15 protein-coding genes are annotated in these 17,948 nt (G+C 39.8%); 13 read left to right on the top strand and 2 right to left on the bottom strand.

The features are described from left to right. The first annotated feature begins 137 nt into the window (after positions 1-137). The 4 genes from ACSHXM_RS01725 to ACSHXM_RS01710 all read left to right on the top strand — a co-directional run bounded on the left by ACSHXM_RS01725 (position 138) and on the right by ACSHXM_RS01710 (position 6,200). Positions 138-1,901, top strand: coding sequence for an aminotransferase class III-fold pyridoxal phosphate-dependent enzyme (locus ACSHXM_RS01725; protein ID WP_435686995.1), 1,764 nt, complete (start codon positions 138-140; stop codon positions 1,899-1,901). Between the two features lie 2 nt (positions 1,902-1,903). Further along, a complete protein-coding gene (locus ACSHXM_RS01720) occupies positions 1,904-4,612 on the top strand; it encodes a glycosyltransferase (RefSeq protein WP_435686994.1) in 2,709 nt (902 codons plus the stop codon). 2 nt (positions 4,613-4,614) lie between these two features. Further along, positions 4,615-5,502: an archaetidylserine decarboxylase gene (gene asd, locus ACSHXM_RS01715; RefSeq protein ID WP_435686993.1), complete on the top strand. Its 888-nt coding sequence runs from the start codon at positions 4,615-4,617 to the stop codon at positions 5,500-5,502. 68 nt (positions 5,503-5,570) lie between these two features. After that, positions 5,571-6,200 carry a hypothetical protein gene (locus ACSHXM_RS01710; RefSeq protein WP_435686992.1) on the top strand — a complete coding sequence of 210 codons (630 nt, stop codon included), beginning with the start codon at positions 5,571-5,573 and terminating at the stop codon, positions 6,198-6,200. A gap of 49 nt (positions 6,201-6,249) precedes the next feature. Here ACSHXM_RS01710 and ACSHXM_RS01705 read toward each other — a convergent pair whose 3' ends face one another. Beyond that, positions 6,250-7,875, bottom strand: coding sequence for a methyl-accepting chemotaxis protein (locus ACSHXM_RS01705; RefSeq protein ID WP_435686991.1), 1,626 nt, complete (start codon positions 7,873-7,875; stop codon positions 6,250-6,252). A gap of 173 nt (positions 7,876-8,048) precedes the next feature. On the opposite strand from ACSHXM_RS01705, the gene ACSHXM_RS01700 reads away from it, so the two are divergent. The 8 genes from ACSHXM_RS01700 (at position 8,049) to ACSHXM_RS01665 (ending at position 16,467) form a co-directional block, all read left to right on the top strand. Further along, positions 8,049-8,354, top strand: a complete 306-nt coding sequence (locus ACSHXM_RS01700; protein WP_435686990.1) for a DUF1244 domain-containing protein — start codon at positions 8,049-8,051, stop codon at positions 8,352-8,354. A 280-nt stretch (positions 8,355-8,634) separates the two neighbouring features. Beyond that, positions 8,635-9,342 carry an ABC transporter ATP-binding protein gene (locus tag ACSHXM_RS01695; RefSeq protein WP_435686989.1) on the top strand — a complete coding sequence of 236 codons (708 nt, stop codon included), beginning with the start codon at positions 8,635-8,637 and terminating at the stop codon, positions 9,340-9,342. A 1-nt stretch (position 9,343) separates the two neighbouring features. Beyond that, complete coding sequence (locus ACSHXM_RS01690) at positions 9,344-10,327, top strand: HlyD family secretion protein (RefSeq protein ID WP_435686988.1); 984 nt, start codon at positions 9,344-9,346, stop codon at positions 10,325-10,327. Then, positions 10,320-11,300 carry an HlyD family secretion protein gene (locus ACSHXM_RS01685; protein WP_435686987.1) on the top strand — a complete coding sequence of 327 codons (981 nt, stop codon included), beginning with the start codon at positions 10,320-10,322 and terminating at the stop codon, positions 11,298-11,300. Before ACSHXM_RS01690 ends, ACSHXM_RS01685 begins: the two co-directional genes overlap by 8 nt. Then, positions 11,297-12,475, top strand: coding sequence for an efflux RND transporter periplasmic adaptor subunit (locus ACSHXM_RS01680; protein ID WP_435686986.1), 1,179 nt, complete (start codon positions 11,297-11,299; stop codon positions 12,473-12,475). Before ACSHXM_RS01685 ends, ACSHXM_RS01680 begins: the two co-directional genes overlap by 4 nt. Then, complete coding sequence (locus ACSHXM_RS01675) at positions 12,475-13,713, top strand: ABC transporter permease (RefSeq protein WP_435686985.1); 1,239 nt, start codon at positions 12,475-12,477, stop codon at positions 13,711-13,713. Before ACSHXM_RS01680 ends, ACSHXM_RS01675 begins: the two co-directional genes overlap by 1 nt. An 82-nt stretch (positions 13,714-13,795) precedes the next feature. After that, positions 13,796-14,266: a (2Fe-2S)-binding protein gene (locus tag ACSHXM_RS01670; protein ID WP_435686984.1), complete on the top strand. Its 471-nt coding sequence runs from the start codon at positions 13,796-13,798 to the stop codon at positions 14,264-14,266. Then, entirely contained in the window at positions 14,266-16,467 is a 2,202-nt protein-coding gene (locus ACSHXM_RS01665; RefSeq protein WP_435686983.1) for a molybdopterin cofactor-binding domain-containing protein, read from the top strand. Before ACSHXM_RS01670 ends, ACSHXM_RS01665 begins: the two co-directional genes overlap by 1 nt. 105 nt (positions 16,468-16,572) lie before the next feature. On the opposite strand, the gene ACSHXM_RS01660 is transcribed toward ACSHXM_RS01665, so the two are convergent. After that, positions 16,573-17,421 carry a heparin lyase I family protein gene (locus ACSHXM_RS01660; protein WP_435686982.1) on the bottom strand — a complete coding sequence of 283 codons (849 nt, stop codon included), beginning with the start codon at positions 17,419-17,421 and terminating at the stop codon, positions 16,573-16,575. 165 nt (positions 17,422-17,586) lie between these two features. Between ACSHXM_RS01660 and ACSHXM_RS01655 the strand changes: the two genes are divergently transcribed. After that, complete coding sequence (locus tag ACSHXM_RS01655; protein WP_435686981.1) at positions 17,587-17,931, top strand: hypothetical protein; 345 nt, start codon at positions 17,587-17,589, stop codon at positions 17,929-17,931. Positions 17,932-17,948: the final 17 nt, after the last annotated feature.

Here is a 17,948-nt window from a genome sequence, read left to right as displayed (position 1 = left end):
AAAGAAAAGTAAATATGTTAGGTAGCGAGAAGTTAATTAGGGTGTTTTTTTCGCTGTCATCAAAAAGTCTAAAAACTGAAATAAATGCTTCAAAAAGCCGTGTTAGCTTGTGACAAACTTTAGTCATAACGTCTCAAATGAATTTTAACTACATTTATTACACGTTTCTTATTAGCTTAACTTGTTATCTCTTTTACAAGTTAATCGTTCGTCTGCACCTGTCTCGAGCTAAACATGGGTCTTTGCGAGGGCACAGTAAATGGTCTCGTCGTATTGCCAAACAAATTCCCTATTTTTCATATGCAGAAAAAGATTATTTTAATTCTGATGGTGCGCCAGAGTCTATTGCTAATCAAAGAAGCGTCGCTCTGCAAAAATTAAGAAAGCAAATTAAGGAATCTTCACCTAACACTTTACATAAAAATTCTGAAATTGAATCCAGTATTTCAGATGTGCAATTTACCAGTCACTATCGTGTGCCATTTCCTTATCGAGAGGTGTTAAGCCCTGAATTTAAATTAGGCTCAATGGCAGATAAAACCGAGGGTGTAAAGGTAAGAGATTTAGACGGAAATTGGCGTTATGACCTATCCGGCTCTTATGGCGTCAATGTTTTTGGTTACGACTTTTATAAAGAATGTATGGCAGCCGGCACAGAAAAAGCCAAAGAATTAGGGCCTGTTTTAGGGGCTTATCATCCGCTAATTGCTGAAAATGTGCAGATGATAAAAGCCGTGTCTGGACTAGATGAAGTGTCGTTTCATATGTCTGGTACCGAAGCCGTAATGCAAGCCGTGAGACTGGCCCGATACCACACAGGAAAAACCCATTTAGTGCGATTATGTGGAGCCTACCATGGCTGGTGGGATGGTGTTCAACCTGGCATTGGCAACGGTCGTAAAACCCATGATGTTTACACGTTAGCAGACATGAGTGACCACACTTTGCATGTATTAAATACCCGCAAAGATATTGCTTGTGTGTTGATCAATCCTCTGCAAGCTTTTCATCCAAATGCAGACTCAGCGTCAGACGTGTCCTTGGTAGCGAGTGATAGAAATACCCACTTCGATAAACAGTCTTATTCATTATGGTTAAGTCGTATTCGCGCCGTGTGTAGTAAACGTAATATTGTGCTGATATTTGACGAAGTGTTTACTGGTTTTAGGTTGAGTTACCAAGGTGCACAAGGCTTTTTCGGCATTCAAGCTGATATGGTGACATACGGTAAAACCTTAGGGGGCGGCTTTCCTGTAGGAGTGTTAGCGGGCACTCACAGTTTAATGAAACGTTTTAAACAAGATAAACCGGTAGACGTGTCGTTCGCCCGTGGCACTTTTAACTCACATCCTTATGTTCTTGGCGCAATGCATGAGTTTTTAAGCCGTATTCAACAGCCTGAATATCAGCTGATGTATCAACAATCGGAACAAGTTTGGGATGCACGAGTGGCCCGCTTTAATCAAAAGTTAACAGCAGAAAACATCCCTTTATGCATTACCAATATGCATTCGATTTTGTCGGTGATTTATACCCGCCCTAGTCGTTATAACTGGATGCTGCAATTTTATTTAAAGCAGTCGGGTGTTGAATTAAGTTGGACCGGTACTGGCCGTTTAATTATGAGTTTTGCTTTTAGCGAACAAGAATTTGATGAGGTGATTGAGTGTTTTGTTCAAGCTGCTAAACAAATGGAACAAGATGGCTGGTGGTGGCAATCACCTTCATTGACCAATAAAAGCATCAAGCGCCAGTTCTTAACAGACATGTTATCGGCTAAGTATCCTATTTTGGCAGGCGTGTTAGCTCAGCCCTTACATCAAATAAATAGTTCAGAACTGACTGAAGACGCATCTAAGTCAACCGCAGATAAATCAAATACCATTCAAAAGGCAGGGTGATCATGTTGCTAGATGATAACAATCAAATAAATAATGAATTTCGCCAATCTTTAGGAAGTGAATTTGGTCAATATCTAGATCAACAAAGCCAACGTTTTGATCGCAGAAATTGTCTTAAAATTGATTTTCATTGCCATGATCACAACAGTGATGTGCCTGACGAACTTTGGGGTCGAATTTTACGTTTACCAGAAACGTGGTTAAAAACTAAAAAGTTGGTCAAGTTATTAAAAGAAAACGGTAGCTCGGTCCTTACAGTGACTAACCACAATAATGCGCGTTCTTGCTGGGCGTTGAAAGAGCAGGGCATAGACGTACTAGTGGGCGCTGAGTTCACTTGTTTTTTTCCAGAGTACGACTTGTTTATCCATGTACTCACCTATGGATTTAGCCAGCGGCAAGAAATCGAGTTAAACGAAAAGCGTCAGAATATTTATGAGTTTTTGCGGTATGCCGCCGAACAAGATATTCCGGTGATCATGCCCCATCCTTTGTACTTTTATACCCGTAACGAAAAAATTGATTTAGGCCTTTTTGAAAAGTTGGCAGTGCTGTTTGCTCGGTTTGAAGTGTTAAATGGCCAACGGGATCTATGGCAAAGTGTATTAACCTTAAATTGGGTACAAAGTCTAACGCCAGAAAAAATAATCGCTTACGCTAAAAAACACAATTTACACCCTGCAGACTACGGTGTTGACCCACAAAAACCAAAGGTTTTAACCGGTGGTTCAGACGATCACACTGGGATATTTGCCGGTCAATGTGGTTCTTATTTGCATATTGAAAACTTAGAAGAACGTTTAAAAACCAACAAGCCATCAGAGTTAGCGTTAGAGGCAATTAAAGCAGGTAATATAGCGCCATTTGGTCAAGTAGGTGAAAACCAAAAATTAAACATAGCGCTACTCGATTACTTCTCGCAAGTGGCAACCAAAATCAAAGATCCTGGTTTGTTTCGTATTATGTTACACCGCGGGTCGACTTGGGACAAAGTCGGTTGTTTTGTGGTGAGTAATTTGTTGTTAGAAATGCAAAAACATAAAAAAACTATGAAGTTTTTTGGTTTTGTACACGACGCGCTACAAGGTAAAAAACCGAATAAACTGCTTAAGTGGCAGGTGAATAAAGATTATAAGTTTTGTATTAAACAGTTAGAGTTAATTGCAGATAGTAAAAAAGCCTCGCCCGAGGCATTTAGTAACACAGTCAACTCTGCTATCAATGAATTGTTTAATCATCTCAATAAATTGATTGCATCGAGAGTGGAAAAAGCACTTAAGGACAATGACGGGATTAAACTCGAAAAATTTTCTACCGAAGAAATTACCCGTAAATTCGAGATCCCTAGCCAGTTAACGGCTTTGTTTTTTGGTGATGGAAAACGCCAAGACAACATGAGTAACGTGCGAGTTGAAAAATTATTAGACAACTTGTCATTCCCACTATTAATCAGCTTAGTGTTAGCCGGTTCGTCATTAGCTTCTACACGTGTGCTCTATCAAAACCGACAACTACTGAATCAGTTTTCTCAGCATTTGGGGAAAAACACTCACTCGAATCGAGCCTTGTACCTAACGGATACCTTGCGAGATAAAAATGGTGTGTCTACTTCTTTGTCAGGAAAATTAAAAGAGATTCAACGAGCAGATTTGCCGGTAGATTTTTTGATTTGTGACAGTCAAGCCATGCCTGCCCCACATTTACATGTGGTGCGACCGGTTTGCGAATTCGAGTTGAAAAAATATGGTGAACAGAAAATTCGCATCCCCGATTTAATGGAAGTAGCAAGGATATTTTACGAAGGTGGTTACGACCGTATCGTGTGTTCTACTGAAGGACCAATGGCAGTGGTGTCTTTGTTTATTCAACAAATGTTTAATGTGCCCAGTTACTTTTTCATGCACACAGACTGGATTGACTTTATTAAACATACCACTGATTTAAACCAACATGAAAGGGACAGAGTCCGTCGTTGGATGCGTGCATTATACAATCGTTACGATGGTATTTTTGTACTCAATTCAGAGCATAAAGAGTGGTTGATTGGACATGAAATGGAGCTTAAACCAGAACGTATTTTCTTAACTGCTCACCATACTCAGGCGCGTGATCTAGGTGTGCACAGAATTCCAAAAGCCAGCATTATCTCTGGGGCCACAGAAGAAACACCTGTGTTGTTTATAGCCTGCCGTTTGAGTAAGGAAAAAGGCATCATGGATTTGCCCGACATAGTTCAACAAGCCAAATTACAGATCCCCGATTTAAAAATTGTGGTGGCAGGATCTGGACCGGCAGCCGAAGAGTTACAGAAAGCCTTGCCCGAAGCCGTATTTTTAGGTTGGCAGTCTAAACAGCAATTGGCGGAATTGTACTTAAGCCTAGACCTATTTGTATTCCCATCACGCTTCGATACTTTTGGAAATGTAGTGCTTGAAGCATTTGTACATGGTATGCCCACTATTGCCTATAACTGTAAAGGGCCAAAAGACATTATTCAGGATCAAAAAAATGGCTTTTTGGTGGAAAACAAAGCCGCCATGAGTGAACAGATAGTGACCTTTTTTAATAATTCATCGATGCGAAATTCTATGAGTCAACAGGCCATTCAGCGAGCTGGCGAATATCAAGCTGAGCCTATTATGGCGCAGTTCTTATCAGACATGGGTTTAGCATTGCCTGTGATGTACAACAATCAAAAGACAGTGGCTTAATTGTGGCTAGCAGTATTCAAAGTTTAACTAAACGAGAGCAGATTAATTTTTTATTAACCAATCGAATTCCAAGGCGTTACTTAACTTTTTTTATTGGTTGGTTAAGTCAAATTGAAAGCCCAATATTCACTAAAATCTTAATAAGAGTATGGCAGTTATTTGCTGATGACTTACGACTACAAGACGCTAAAAAACAACGTTTTTCTAGCTTGCGTGAATGTTTTACTCGGCAGTTAAAAGATGGCCTACGTCCAGTTGTTAAACATCCAGATACAGTGACCAGTCCTTGTGATGCGGTAATTGGTGCTTATGGAAAAGTGGATGGCACTCAGGTGTTTCAGGCAAAAGGTTTTCCTTACGACATCAGTGAGTTGATCCCAGATCCAAGATTACATCACAAATATCGAAACGGAAGTTTTGTAACTTTACGCCTAAAGTCCAGCATGTATCACAGGTTTCATGCGCCGATAGATTGCAGTGTGAGTAAGATTACGTATATCTCGGGAGATACGTGGAACGTTAATCCTGTTGCCTTAAAACGCGTAGAGAAGTTATTTTGTAAAAACGAACGGGCGGTGATTGAGTTACAACAAGACCACCCAACTAGCAGTATTACCCTAGTGCCAGTGGCAGCTATTTTGGTAGCGAGTATGAAGTTTCACTTTCTAAAAGACACCTTAGATCTCAAATACCAAGGGCCAAATCAGATCCCCTGTTACGTAGACTTAAAGAAGGGGGATGAAATGGGCTATTTCCAACATGGTTCAACCATTATTTTATTTGCCACCAGTAACTATCATTTTTGTGACGTTATACAACTGGGGGCTGAAATAAAGATGGGCCAACCACTTATGTCGGGTCATTTAAGTCGATTTTCTAAGCAGTATTGAATGGACTTATTTTGTACCACTATTACACAACTCTCATAATTTCTTATGACTAACCTATAGGCTTTACTATGACTTTTTTCGAAGAATTACAACAACAACGCTGGGATGACCACCGCTATTATCACCACAACCGAATCAACCAATTTTTACATTTGTTAAGCGCAATGTGCTTTTTAGCTAGTTATGTTTTAGTGTTTTATTATCCGGCAATTGCTGCATTGGTCGGGTGGTTGTTAGCCATGAGTTTACGTCAAACGGGCCACTTCTTTTTTGAACCACTTGATTATGACAAAGTAAACAAAGCGACACACGAATACAAAGAAAGTGTCAAAGTAGGTTATAACCTAAGACGTAAAGTGGTGTTGTTATCTATATGGGCCTTTGTGCCAATTATACTGTACATCGAACCGACGTTTTTTGGTGCTTTTACTCCCGCGGCTAGCTTTTATGAATTTATTAATAATATGGCAATAATTTGGTTATTTGTTGGTTTAGGTGCTATTGCGTTTAGAACTATTCACTTGTTTAAATTGATGGGTGTGCAATCAGGTCTAGTCTGGGCCAGTAAGATTATTACCGACCCATATCATGATATTAAGATTTACTATAAGTCGATTTATTACATCATGAAAGGTGAAATGTACGACAACATGGAAGACTGGTACGAAGAAGCGTCGTTCGAAAATAAAGCGTTATAACGTAAGCACCCGTAGACTTATCTCATATAAAGTCTACGGTGTTGTTTGATTAAACTTTGAATTGTTCTACACCATTATTGATACTATTTGCCATACTAATAATATCTTGTGAGGCGATTTTGGTTTTATTCGCCTCAGCTTTAGTCAGTTTTGCTTGCTCATTCAGCGCTTTCAAATTGTTATTAATATCGTCAGATACCACGGATTGTTGTTCAGTTGCGGCGGCAGTTTGAATGGACATGGCATTGATCGACTCAACAACTTTCAAACAATCATTCAGTAAAGTTTGCGTTTCACGAGATAACGCTACGGAGCTTGTTGCTTTACTAAATCCATCTTCGATCATAGTGACTACTTTATTCACTCCCTCCTGTACGCTTTCGATCATTTTCTGAATATTTTCGGTAGACTCTTGGGTTTTGCTGGCTAGGGCGCGGACTTCATCTGCTACTACTGCAAAACCTCTGCCTTGTTCGCCAGCCCTTGCTGCTTCAATTGCGGCATTTAAGGCAAGTAAATTGGTTTGTTCTGCCACTCCACGTATGACATCTAAAACATTGGAAATATTGGTTGATTCTTCAGCTAGAGCTTGTGCACTATTTGATGCTCCTTCTACACTACTGAATAGTGATTCAATTTGTTCAACCGATTGACCAATAACTTTCACGCCTTTTCCCGTAGACTCCATAGCTTTATTGGTTTCACTCGCGGTGTTTTGCGCTATTTTCGAAAGCTCTTTGGTTGCCTGACTCATCTCACTTACAGAATGTACGATTGTGTCAGTAGCGTCCATCTGTTGGCTCACAATATTTGCTGTGCTATCAGCAGATAAATCTAGTTGTCCGCTTGTGCTGTTAAGATGAGCTGCGTCTTGACTAATACCTAGGATTAATCCTCTGAGTGTTTCTAACACGCCATTAAATTCTTGTGCGAGTAAGCCTATTTCGTCTTTTCTGGTGACTTGTATTTTTTTGGTTAAATCGCCGCCACCGGAACGGATTTCGGTAATTCTATCGGTTAACTCTTTAACTCGAGTAAGCAATGAGCGTTGACCATAAATTACAAAAGCACCAACAACTAACATGGTTATGGCCACCGCTACCCACATAATGGCCTTGGCTCTAAAGTTTTTGTTCTTAATTTCTTCTCTTAATAAATTCGCTTTTTCAAAACTCAATTCACCTGCTTTATCATATATTGTTCTTAACGCTGAAAAGGCCTTTTTAGAAGGTCCCTTGGCCTGAACTTTGGCATGTTCATCTTGCCCCGCCAACTGTAATTCCATCGATTTCTCAGCGCTTTCTAACCAAGTTTTATATAAAGCGTCAAAATTTGACACTTGTCTTATCACATCTGGATAGTCAGACATATGATGCTTAAACTTATTAAATCTTTCTTTGGCTTGTTGGGCATTTTCTTTAAAATCAGCTTGTAATGTAGAGTTGTCTTCAGCTTGATCGAAGGTGATATTGAGCTCGGCGACTCTGGCTTGGTATAGATCACGGTCACCATTTAAAATGACATTAATCGCCTGCATAAAGTCTTTAGGAAATGTGTCTGCTCTTTTTTCCATTGCTGAGTTTAACAACGCATTTGTAATCACAATTAGAATTAAGGCGAGGGCCAAAACCATGGTTGGGATAGAGTACTTAATCGCAATGCTTAGGTCTTTCATCTGTGGTATATTCCAACTTTATTTGTTTAATTAAATATTAGTAATTTATTGATATACAGGGTTAAAACTTAGTTTAGCTTTGATTGAATCGCCACTTTTTTTTGGAAGTGAGTATTTAATATTTAGTGTTTAATCTAATTGTTTTTAATCAATTATTACTTAGGAAAAAAATCATGAACGAACAACAAAAAATACAGGCAGAAGCCGCCGCATTTAGAACTTTAGTCAAACACTTAGATGACAATAAAGACGTACAAAATATTGATTTAATGGTTTTGGCTGATTTTTGCCGTAACTGCTTGTCTAAGTGGTACATGGCAGGTGCAAAGGAACAGGGAGTGGAAATGGATTACGATCAAGCTAGACAAGCGATTTATGGCATGAGCATGCAAGAGTGGAAAGAGAAACACCAACTGCCAGCCACACCAGAGCAACTAGCTGCCTTTGATGCCAGACAAGCGAACAAAGGTTGTTCTTAGTTTCCTTCCGGTATAAATGAGCTTTATTGAGTCACTAAAACCAAGTAGCTCAACGAATAAAGTTGGTTTGCATGAGTGACCAACAGAACCTATTTGAATTTCAACCTGCCTGTGTTTAAAACCTTTTCTGTGTTGGCAAAGGTTGACTACCCATCATGATTAGAAATGTTTTGAAACATTTAACTGCATCAAATATAAATACTGTTCCTCGTACGTGATTGCTACTTTAGTCGCATACGGTTATTGTTGATTTAATTAAATTTTTATCAAAAAAACTATCATGTTAGAACTTCGCAATATCGCAAAGTCTTTTGCCAATGGGTCTGAAGTTGTTCATGCCCTAAAAGATATTTCATTGTCTATTCAAGAGAATGAATTTGTCGCCTTTATGGGCAGCTCAGGTTCGGGTAAATCGACGTTAATGAATATACTGGGCTGTTTAGATACGCCTAATTCAGGCCAATATTTGTTAAATCAGCAAGATGTGGCATCCATGGATGACGATACCTTGTCTGCTATTCGTAATAAACACATAGGGTTTATCTTTCAAACCTTCCATCTTTTACCCAAATTAAGTGCGGTAGAGAACGTCAAACTCCCCCTTCGATATGCTGATGATGTATCTGAAGAAGAAGCAGACAAGCGGGCAAATGATTTGTTAGATAAGGTGGGGTTAGAACATAGAAAAGAGCACAAACCCTTCGAAATGTCTGGCGGCCAAAGACAAAGGGTCGCGATTGCTAGAGCTTTAATAAACAAGCCCACAGTAGTTTTAGCAGATGAACCCACCGGTAACTTAGACAGTAAAACCTCGTTAGAGATTATGAGCCTGCTAACTGACTTACATAAACAAGGACAGACTATAGTTATGGTGACTCACGAAGATGACATTGCCACTTATGCCCAAAGGGTGGTGACCATGAAAGATGGCATGGTGTTGCAAGACTCACGCGAACAAGATATGAGCAAACAAAAGGTGCAAAAATAGCATGCGTAAAATTCTTTTTTGTATTGCTTTAATGACCTGCTTGTCACTACAAGCAAAATCAACTCACCATTTGACTGGAATTATCGAGTCAGCTGAAAGTCATTTAGTGATGGCTCCGAAAACTAGAAATTGGCAGGTGCAAATTCAGTGGATGGCAGAGGAGGGGACAATCGTTCAAAAAGGCGATCTCGTTACAGTGTTTGACTCTGGCGGAATTCAAACAGAACTAGAGCAAAATGAAGAGCAGTTAGTGATGGAGCGTCTTGAACTTGAGCAAATAGAAATGCGAGTTGTTCAAGCTGTGGTAGAGGCAAAAGGACGTTTAGATTTAGCAAAAATCATGGTTAATAAAACCAAGGTTAATGCGAATATTCCTGATGGGGAAATCAGTGATTACGAAAAAGGTAAACATGTGATTGCCTATGAAAAAGCGTTAGTGGAGAAAATCAAAGCAGCAGAAAACCACAAACGTAAAATTGAAGAACAAAAAGTCAGTATTGAGAAGCAAAAAATTCAGATTATTAAGCTTGAAGAAAGGATTACTTACAACCAAAGTCAATTGGCGAAAATGAGTGTGCGGTCAAAAGTAACGGGCCCCGTTTCTCATATGATGCATCCTCATTTGGGGGGCAAAATATCTAGCGGTATAAATGTTCGGGTAGGGTGGAAAATTTTAACAGTGCAGGCGCAATCGGGTTACCAAGTTAAAAGTTGGATCCACGAACTAGACGCTTCTCGAATCGCCCTCGATGGGGCAGATATTTTCTTACTGCTAGATGCCTATCCAGGTAAAAAATATAAAGGTAAGGTCATTAGTCTATCGTCTCAGTCTGAACAAAAAACGGAATGGAGTAATAGCGCCTATTATGCTGTAAAAATAGGTTTTTCCGAACCACCTAAAGACCCAATCTTTCCTGGCATGAGTGTACGAGTCGATATTCATTCACAAGAGCAATCCTTAGTTGGAGGAGTTGACCATGATTAAAAGATTGTTGCTTGGGGGGGTGTTGAGCTTTCTTGTGTTGGGCTGTCAAGAAGAGAAGACTTCTTCAACCCCTTCAAAAGTATCGAATTTAACTGCACCAGCTGAACTTATTGCCCTTGATAATGCCACTTTGGGTCCACCTTTGGTAAATAGTATGTGGCAATTCAAAATTCAAAAAATGGCAGCAGAAAATACCTTTGTGAAAGAAGGTGATGTGGTCATTGAGTTTGATACACAACGTTTGCGAAATGATCTGGTGGGACGAAAAAGTAAATTAAACGCTGAAATCAAACAGGGCGAATCTCGAGCGCTAAATGATGAAGCCAAAAAGCAGGATTTAATTCTGGCCTTGGCAGAAGCAGAAATGAATTTCGAAAAAGCTAAGCGTAGAGTCGAAATTGTCGATGTGTCTCGCTCTGCAATCGATAAAAAGCTCGAGGAAGCTAATTATAAATATCAAAATGAAAAATTAGCTCAGGCAAAACAAAAACTTGAGCACCATAAAAAATCTATGTTGGTGAATAACCAGGTGAATACAGGGAAAGTGAGAAATCTGCGGCAGCGGGTGACTAACATGACCAATGAAATTGAAAAACTAAAGGTAAAGGCACCAAAAGATGGTTTAGTCATGTACCTAGAGGATTGGAACGGCAAAAAGCCTGCTGTTGGGGAAACAGTCTATATGGGGTTAAGTTTAATCCAGCTACCATCATTAGAAAACGTTGCTCTTAAAGCTGAGTTTGCCGAACCAGATATGTCTAAGTTGAGTGTTGGCCAAGAGGTAAAAGTGATTTTTGAAGCTTTTCCTGAGACTTCGTACATGGGGGAAATTTCAACATTAGGGCAGGCGTTTTACCCTAAGTCTCCACAAAACCCTAAAGTGGTGTTTGAAGTTGAAATCCAGTTAGGTGAAGCTAGACCTAAGACAATGCGACCTGGTATGAAAGCAAAAATTGAAGTGGTGCCATCATGAAGTTCATCTTAATTATTTTTGCAGCAATTATGTTGGCGGGTTGTTCTGAGGCTCCTCAACAAACTGTACCCACTTATCAGGTAGAAGAACAAAGTTTCAATATTGAAATCCCTGCCTTTGGAGAACTTGAAGCCTCAAAAGCTGAGTTTATCAATGCACCAGGTCGCCAGCCTATGTTGATTGAATGGATGGCTGAAGAAAATTCCTCTGTTAAAAAAGGGGAAGTGGTGGCCCGATTTGATGCTGAACAGTTGTTGTTAGATAGCCGGCGCGAAGAGTTAGAAATGATGTTGCTGGATGAAGATTTACAATCTAAACAGGCTGAAAAAACTGAGCAACAAAAAGCACTTGAGTCGGATAAGGTGTTTGTAGGTAAAGAATTTGAATTTGTAGACAAATTTGCCATCGACGATTTACGTTTATATTCCAAGCTTGAAATTATTGAAACCCTATCAAATCGAGATTACTTAGGGGCTAAAGATGAATTTATCGAATGGAAAACAGATAGTATTGGTGAACAAATCCAAAGTTCAGTTGATGTCTTAGATATTCGTAAAAAAGGACATCAAGTTAAATTCCAGAGACATAAAGAGGCCCTAGCAAAACTGGAAGTAACAGCGCCATATGATGGCTTACTTGTGTATCAGAAAAACTGGCGAGGTGAAAAACCTAGTGTAGGACAAACCGTTTATCCAGGTATGGTGATTGCAAAAATTCCAAACTTGGCATTTATGCAAGCTAAAGTTTATGTACTAGATAAAAATGCTATTGACCTAGAAGCGGGGCAACCTGTGGAGATTCGACTCGAGGCTGAGCCTACTAAAGTACTGCCTGGAAAAATCAAGTCTGTGTCAGGGTTTTCACGAACCATAGAGCGCAATAATCCAATCAAATATTTTGATGTTCATGTTTCACTTGATCAAGACGGGCTCGGTTTAAAACCGGGTAATCGAGTACTAGCTAAGATTATTGCCCAAGGTGAAACTTCAAAACTTATTATTCCATTACAGGCTATTTTTAATGATAAAGGTGACAATTACGTGTACCTAAAACAAGGTTCTAAGTTTGTTCGAAGAAGTATTTCAACAGGAAGAAAAAACTTACATATGGTGGAAGTGATGACTGGACTCGAAACAGGTGACGAGATTGCCCTTAGCTCCCCGGAGGAATCTTAATGTACCAGTTTATTCCTTTGGTATTAGATGCCCTCGCCGAAATGGCGGCTCATAAGTTACGTACCTTGCTTACATTGTTGGGCATGATTTTTGGCGTGGGTGCTGTGATTGCAATGTTAAATATTGGAGAGGGGGCAGAACAACAAGCCCTGAAAATGATTGACTCCATGGGCTTGCGAAATCTAATCGTTGAAAACAAAGATTTTTCTGATGATGAATTAAAAGAAATCCGTCAAGAGTCATTAGGTTTAACTTTGGCTGATGTAGAGGCCGCTAAAGCCACTTTGCCTTTTATTGAAGATTACAGTGCTCAACGCAAAGTGAAAACACATTTGGTATACAGTGATTTGCATACAGCTGATATTTCCGTGCTTGGTGTATCTCCAAGTCAATTTAGTTTGTCTAACATGCAGGTGGAGCACGGACGAGTACTTAATATGCAAGATGAGCAAAATGTAGCTCAGGTTGCGGTACTGGGGGCTGGCGCAGCTCATACACTATTCCCAGAAGGCCAAGCTGTAGGCCAGTCTATTAAAGTGAATCACTTGTGGGTCAAAGTGGTTGGCGTGTTGAACAACCCATTTTTAGCCAAGGATGAATTCCAAGGAGTAAAAATAGGTGGCGACAGTGAGAAAGTATTTGTGCCATTAAGTACTAGCATGAAAAAGTTAAATAGCCCGTTTCTAGCCAGTGAACTTGATTCAGTCAAATTGAGCGTTGAAAAAGGTACTGACACTTTAGTTGCGGCTAAAGCGGTCACTCAGTTATTTAAATTACGCCATGGCGAAGCAGAAGACTATCAACTTATTGTGCCAGCGGCCTTGCTCGCTCAACAAAAGCAAACCCAACAAATTTTCAATATTGTCATGGCTTGTGTGGCAGGTATTTCTTTATTGGTTGGCGGTATTGGTATCATGAATATTATGTTGGCTAATGTGCTTGAAAGAACCAAAGAAATTGGTTTATTAAGAGCTGTTGGCGCCACGCAACAAAACATAAAAATGCAGTTCATCGCAGAAAGCTTCACTATATCGGTTTTAGGTGGACTTCTAGGGATCGCTTTTGGTCTAATCTTGTCTGAAATTATCGGCTTTTATTCGGGGTGGGCGGTAAGTTGGTCTTTGGTCGCAATTGTATTGTCTTTAACGATTTGTATGGCCGTTGGTATTGGTTTTGGGGTCTACCCTGCCATTAAAGCTTCACAACTTAACCCGATTGATGCTTTGCATAGTGATTAGTGCTATTTATTTAAACATGATATGTTTGTTGTTTGGCACTATTATTTAGCACGATAAGAATCCAGCTTAAAAGGAAAGTTTAATGAGTAAGTCCATTATTATTAATCAACAAGAATACCCGCTCGATGTACCTGACGACATGCCATTGTTGTGGTTTCTACGGGATAAACTTGAATTAACCGGCACCAAGTTTGGATGTGGTATGGGCTTATGTGGCGCTTGTACGATTCATGTAGATGGCACCGCTACTCGCTCTTGTGTGCTGCCAGTGTCGGCCGTTGCAGGAAAATCAATTACCACTATTGAAGGTTTGTCTGAAGAAGGTGAGCACCCATTACAACAAGCTTGGACAGAACATAAAGTGCCACAATGTGGTTACTGTCAGGCCGGGCAGATTATGAATGCGGCAAGCTTTTTAGCTACGAATAAAACGCCAAGTGGTGAAGATATTGATAATGCGATGCAAGGCAATATTTGTCGTTGTGGGACTTATCAGCGTATCAAAGCTGCCATTACCGACGCTGCCGAAGTGATGTACAAGGAGGTTAAATAATGTCTATTACCAATGAAAGTAAACAATTTAACCAAAGTAGAAGAGGGTTTCTAAAATCAAGTGGTTTTGCTGCAGGCGGTTTAGTGCTGGGCGTTACTTTACCGCAACATGTCATGGCTGAAGTTATTCATGGTGCTGATAGTAATTTTAATCCTAATGCCTTTATCCATATTGCTGAGAACGGCGATACTCTAATTTATTGTGGTCGTTGTGAAATGGGTCAAGGAATTAGTACTGCTTTACCTGCTGCGGTAGCTGATGAATTAGAAGCCGATTGGGATCGAGTTGAAGTTCGCCAAGCCGATGGCAATGAAGACTTGTATGGCCCTCAAGGTACGGGGGGATCTGCCAGTATTCGTAAAATGTATATTCCCATGCGTGAAGCCGGTGCTGCAGCAAAACTCATGTTAGTTGCCGCTGCGGCCAAGGTGTGGAATACCTCTGCCGATAACTGTGTGGCTGATAATCATTTTGTGATCAATCAAACTAACCAACAAAAACTAAGTTATGGCGAATTGGCAAGTATTGCCGCTACCATGGATGTGCCTGAAAGCCCTACTTTAAAAGAAAAATCTGACTATAAATACATAGGTAAAGACTTAGCTCGTCATAATTTAAGTGACATTATTCAAGGATCTTTGACCTACGGTGTTGACACTAAAATGCCTGGTCTTAAATATGCCGCCATTACTCATTGTCCAGTGTTAGGTGGAAAACTTAAATCTGTCGGTAATAAATCAAGCGCGCTTAAAATGGCTGGGGTGATTGATGTCATTGAAATTCCAAGATTTGAAATTCCTTTTGGTTCAATTGGTGGTGTAGCAGTAGTAGCAGACAACACGTGGACCGCGCAGCAAGCCCTTAAATTGTTAAAGATTGAATGGGATGCAGGTAAAAATGGTAATTACGACACGCAAGCCTATAAAGGGCAACTAGTTAAAAATGTCGAATCTCCAGCCAAGTTAAACAAAGAAACTGGCAATGTTGAACAAGCGTTTAAACAAGCAAATAGTGTAGTAAAAGCCACTTATACAGGTGGGCACTTATCTCACTCTCCCATGGAGCCCAACGCGAGTGTAGTTTGGGTGCAAGATGATAGTTGTGAAGTATGGGCAGCGACACAAAGTCCAAATGATATTCAAAAAGTGTTATCTCAATATTTAAAACGTGAACCTAAAGATATTTTGGTACATGTCACTATGGCTGGTGGTGCTTTTGGTCGTAAGTTTAAATGTGATTATGTTCACGAAGCGGCTGTATTGTCTCAAGCAGTTAAAGCGCCAGTACAACTGACTTGGTCTCGTGAAGAAGATATGCGAACAGGTTATTATCATTCGATCAGTGCCCAGCATATTGAAGCATCATTGGATAAAGAAGGTAATGTGACTGGTTGGCTACACCGAGCCGCTTTTCCGCCAATTGGTTCTTTGTTCAACCCAGCAGTGGATAGAGCAGGTAAAGGGGAATTAAGAGAAATTCATAATCACCCTTTTGGTATTAAAAACGTAAGAAGTGAATCGGGTGAAGCCATCGCTCACACCAGAATTGGTTGGTATCGCGCTGTATATGCCATTTTTTACGGTTTTGCTTACGGCACCTTTGCGGACGAATTGGCAATTAAAGCCAAAAAAGACACCGTTAGCATGTTAAACAACATCTATGACAACAACAAAAATAAGAAAAAGGCCGAAGAAGTTAAACGCTCAAAACGTGCTTTAGCCTTAGCAGCTGAAAAGTCTAATTGGACAGGGCGAGATGGGTTGCCTAAGAATCAAGGATTAGGCATTGCAGTGCATTATAGTTTCCAATCTTACGTGGCCATGGCTGTGCGGGTTGAAGTAAACGGTGATGATATTAAAGTGTTAGAAGTAGATGCTGTAGTGGATTGTGGCCAAGTATTAAATACCGACAGTGCGGCTGCGCAAATGGAAGGTGCCGTTGTTATGGGCATGGGCCTAGCTTTACGCACAGAAGTGGTATTTAAAGAGGGTGCTGTAGTGAATTCCAATTTCCACAACTACCCAGTGGTGCGTATTGACGAAATGCCAAAAGTGAATGTGCACTTTATCCAAGCGGGTGACAAACCCACTGGTTTAGGTGAGCCTGGACTTGGGCCTTTTGCGCCAGCATTAAGTAATGCGGTTTTCGCTGCATCGGGTAAACGATATAGAGACTTACCTTTTAAGCCGCAGGTAGTTTAATTTCGACTGTGCAAGAAAAGCGTCCTAAATATTCGATGTGATAAAAGTCTTTTTTGACTAATAGTCGAGCCGCATGATGCGGCTCGATTTATTTTTAATAACAACTTAGGGTGCTGATTTTTTCACTTGGAAGTCAGCAAATCGTATAGTGTCCTGCTCGTTTTCTAACATCTCTTTGGTTTTTAACGAGCGATAAAGTCCCCATTTAGGTCGCACAAAGTGGGCTGGTTTGGTGCCCCTCCACATGTCTATATTGTCAGACTTATAGCTCATAATGGTTTTGTTGTTAGAGAGTCGCTTGATGTTTATGTTGAGTTTTCCGTTATTGCCAAAGGTCGCTGTACACTCAGCTTCTAACCAAGTGCCTGCTATGTCTTGCCAAAGTATCTTGTCTAAAATGTCAGCTTTTAATACTGCAGCGTGCGACATGGCAAACCATTTTTGACCTTTATAAGACCTGCCAGAAAAAGTAAAAATGGGCATGCCTACACCGTCATCTACAGATTTTAATTGAAAGAAATGACTGAAGTTCTTTGATAACGACATGTTGTTTTCAAGTTTGAATTTCCAACGATAAGTTAAGGTTTCACCTTCGTAGCCTTTTAATGCTTTGATGGATTTATCATAGGCTTTGATTTCGTTTCTTTGCCTATCTGAAAACTTAACGTATTTATCTCTGTCTTTATCTAAATCTCGATGTAATAAAAATACAAAATGATGACCAACTTTATCATCAGTCTCTTCATATATATGTGGCACATCTGGATGATTTTGGGGATATAAATCTGGTGATTCGATTGATCTCTTTCCACCAAAGTTTTTGATGAGTTCGTATGCTGATAAACCTTTGTTGGGGCCATCAGATTGAAGTGTTGTGATGTGTGTTTTGGCTATTGTTACAGCGCTAAATATGCTGATTGCTAAGGTGAATAATAAAAACCTAATATATGACAAGGTTGGCAGCCTTTTTGAACGTAGTTTTTGATTTTATTGAATCAAAATGTAGCACGGCGAATTAAATCATACTACACATTACGTGCTGGCTTTAGTCAGTCATAACAGGCCTAGAAAGTTAATGAATTGACTGCATATCGTAAGGTATTACTGTAAAATAAAATAATGAAACGTTTTTTAGCTTTTTTTCTATTAATCACTTTGGCAACCAATGCTTTTTCAGCGCTGGATATATGTGCCATGGAACATGATAGTTTGGTAGTACAGGCAGAACCAATGCCATGTCATAACCCAAATCAAAGTGAAAACTCTAAGATTGAATCAAATCAATATGAACTAGAAGCAGAGCAACATTTATGTGACTGTGATAAATGTGCTCAAGATACTCAGTCCTTTGATTTATCGGTATCTGTAGCCGCCATCCCAGGTGCCATTATCGCTTCAAATGTTAACCATCAATCTTTAGCGTTTAGCCCTCAATTTCGCCCTCCCACTCAAATCTCCATTTAAAAAATTATCCGCTATTT

The sequence above is a fragment of the Paraglaciecola sp. genome, from assembly GCF_051252315.1.
GTDB lineage: Bacteria > Pseudomonadota > Gammaproteobacteria > Enterobacterales > Alteromonadaceae > Paraglaciecola.
Note: the sequence above shows the minus strand (reverse complement) of the source record. Positions and strands in the feature narration are given on the sequence as shown.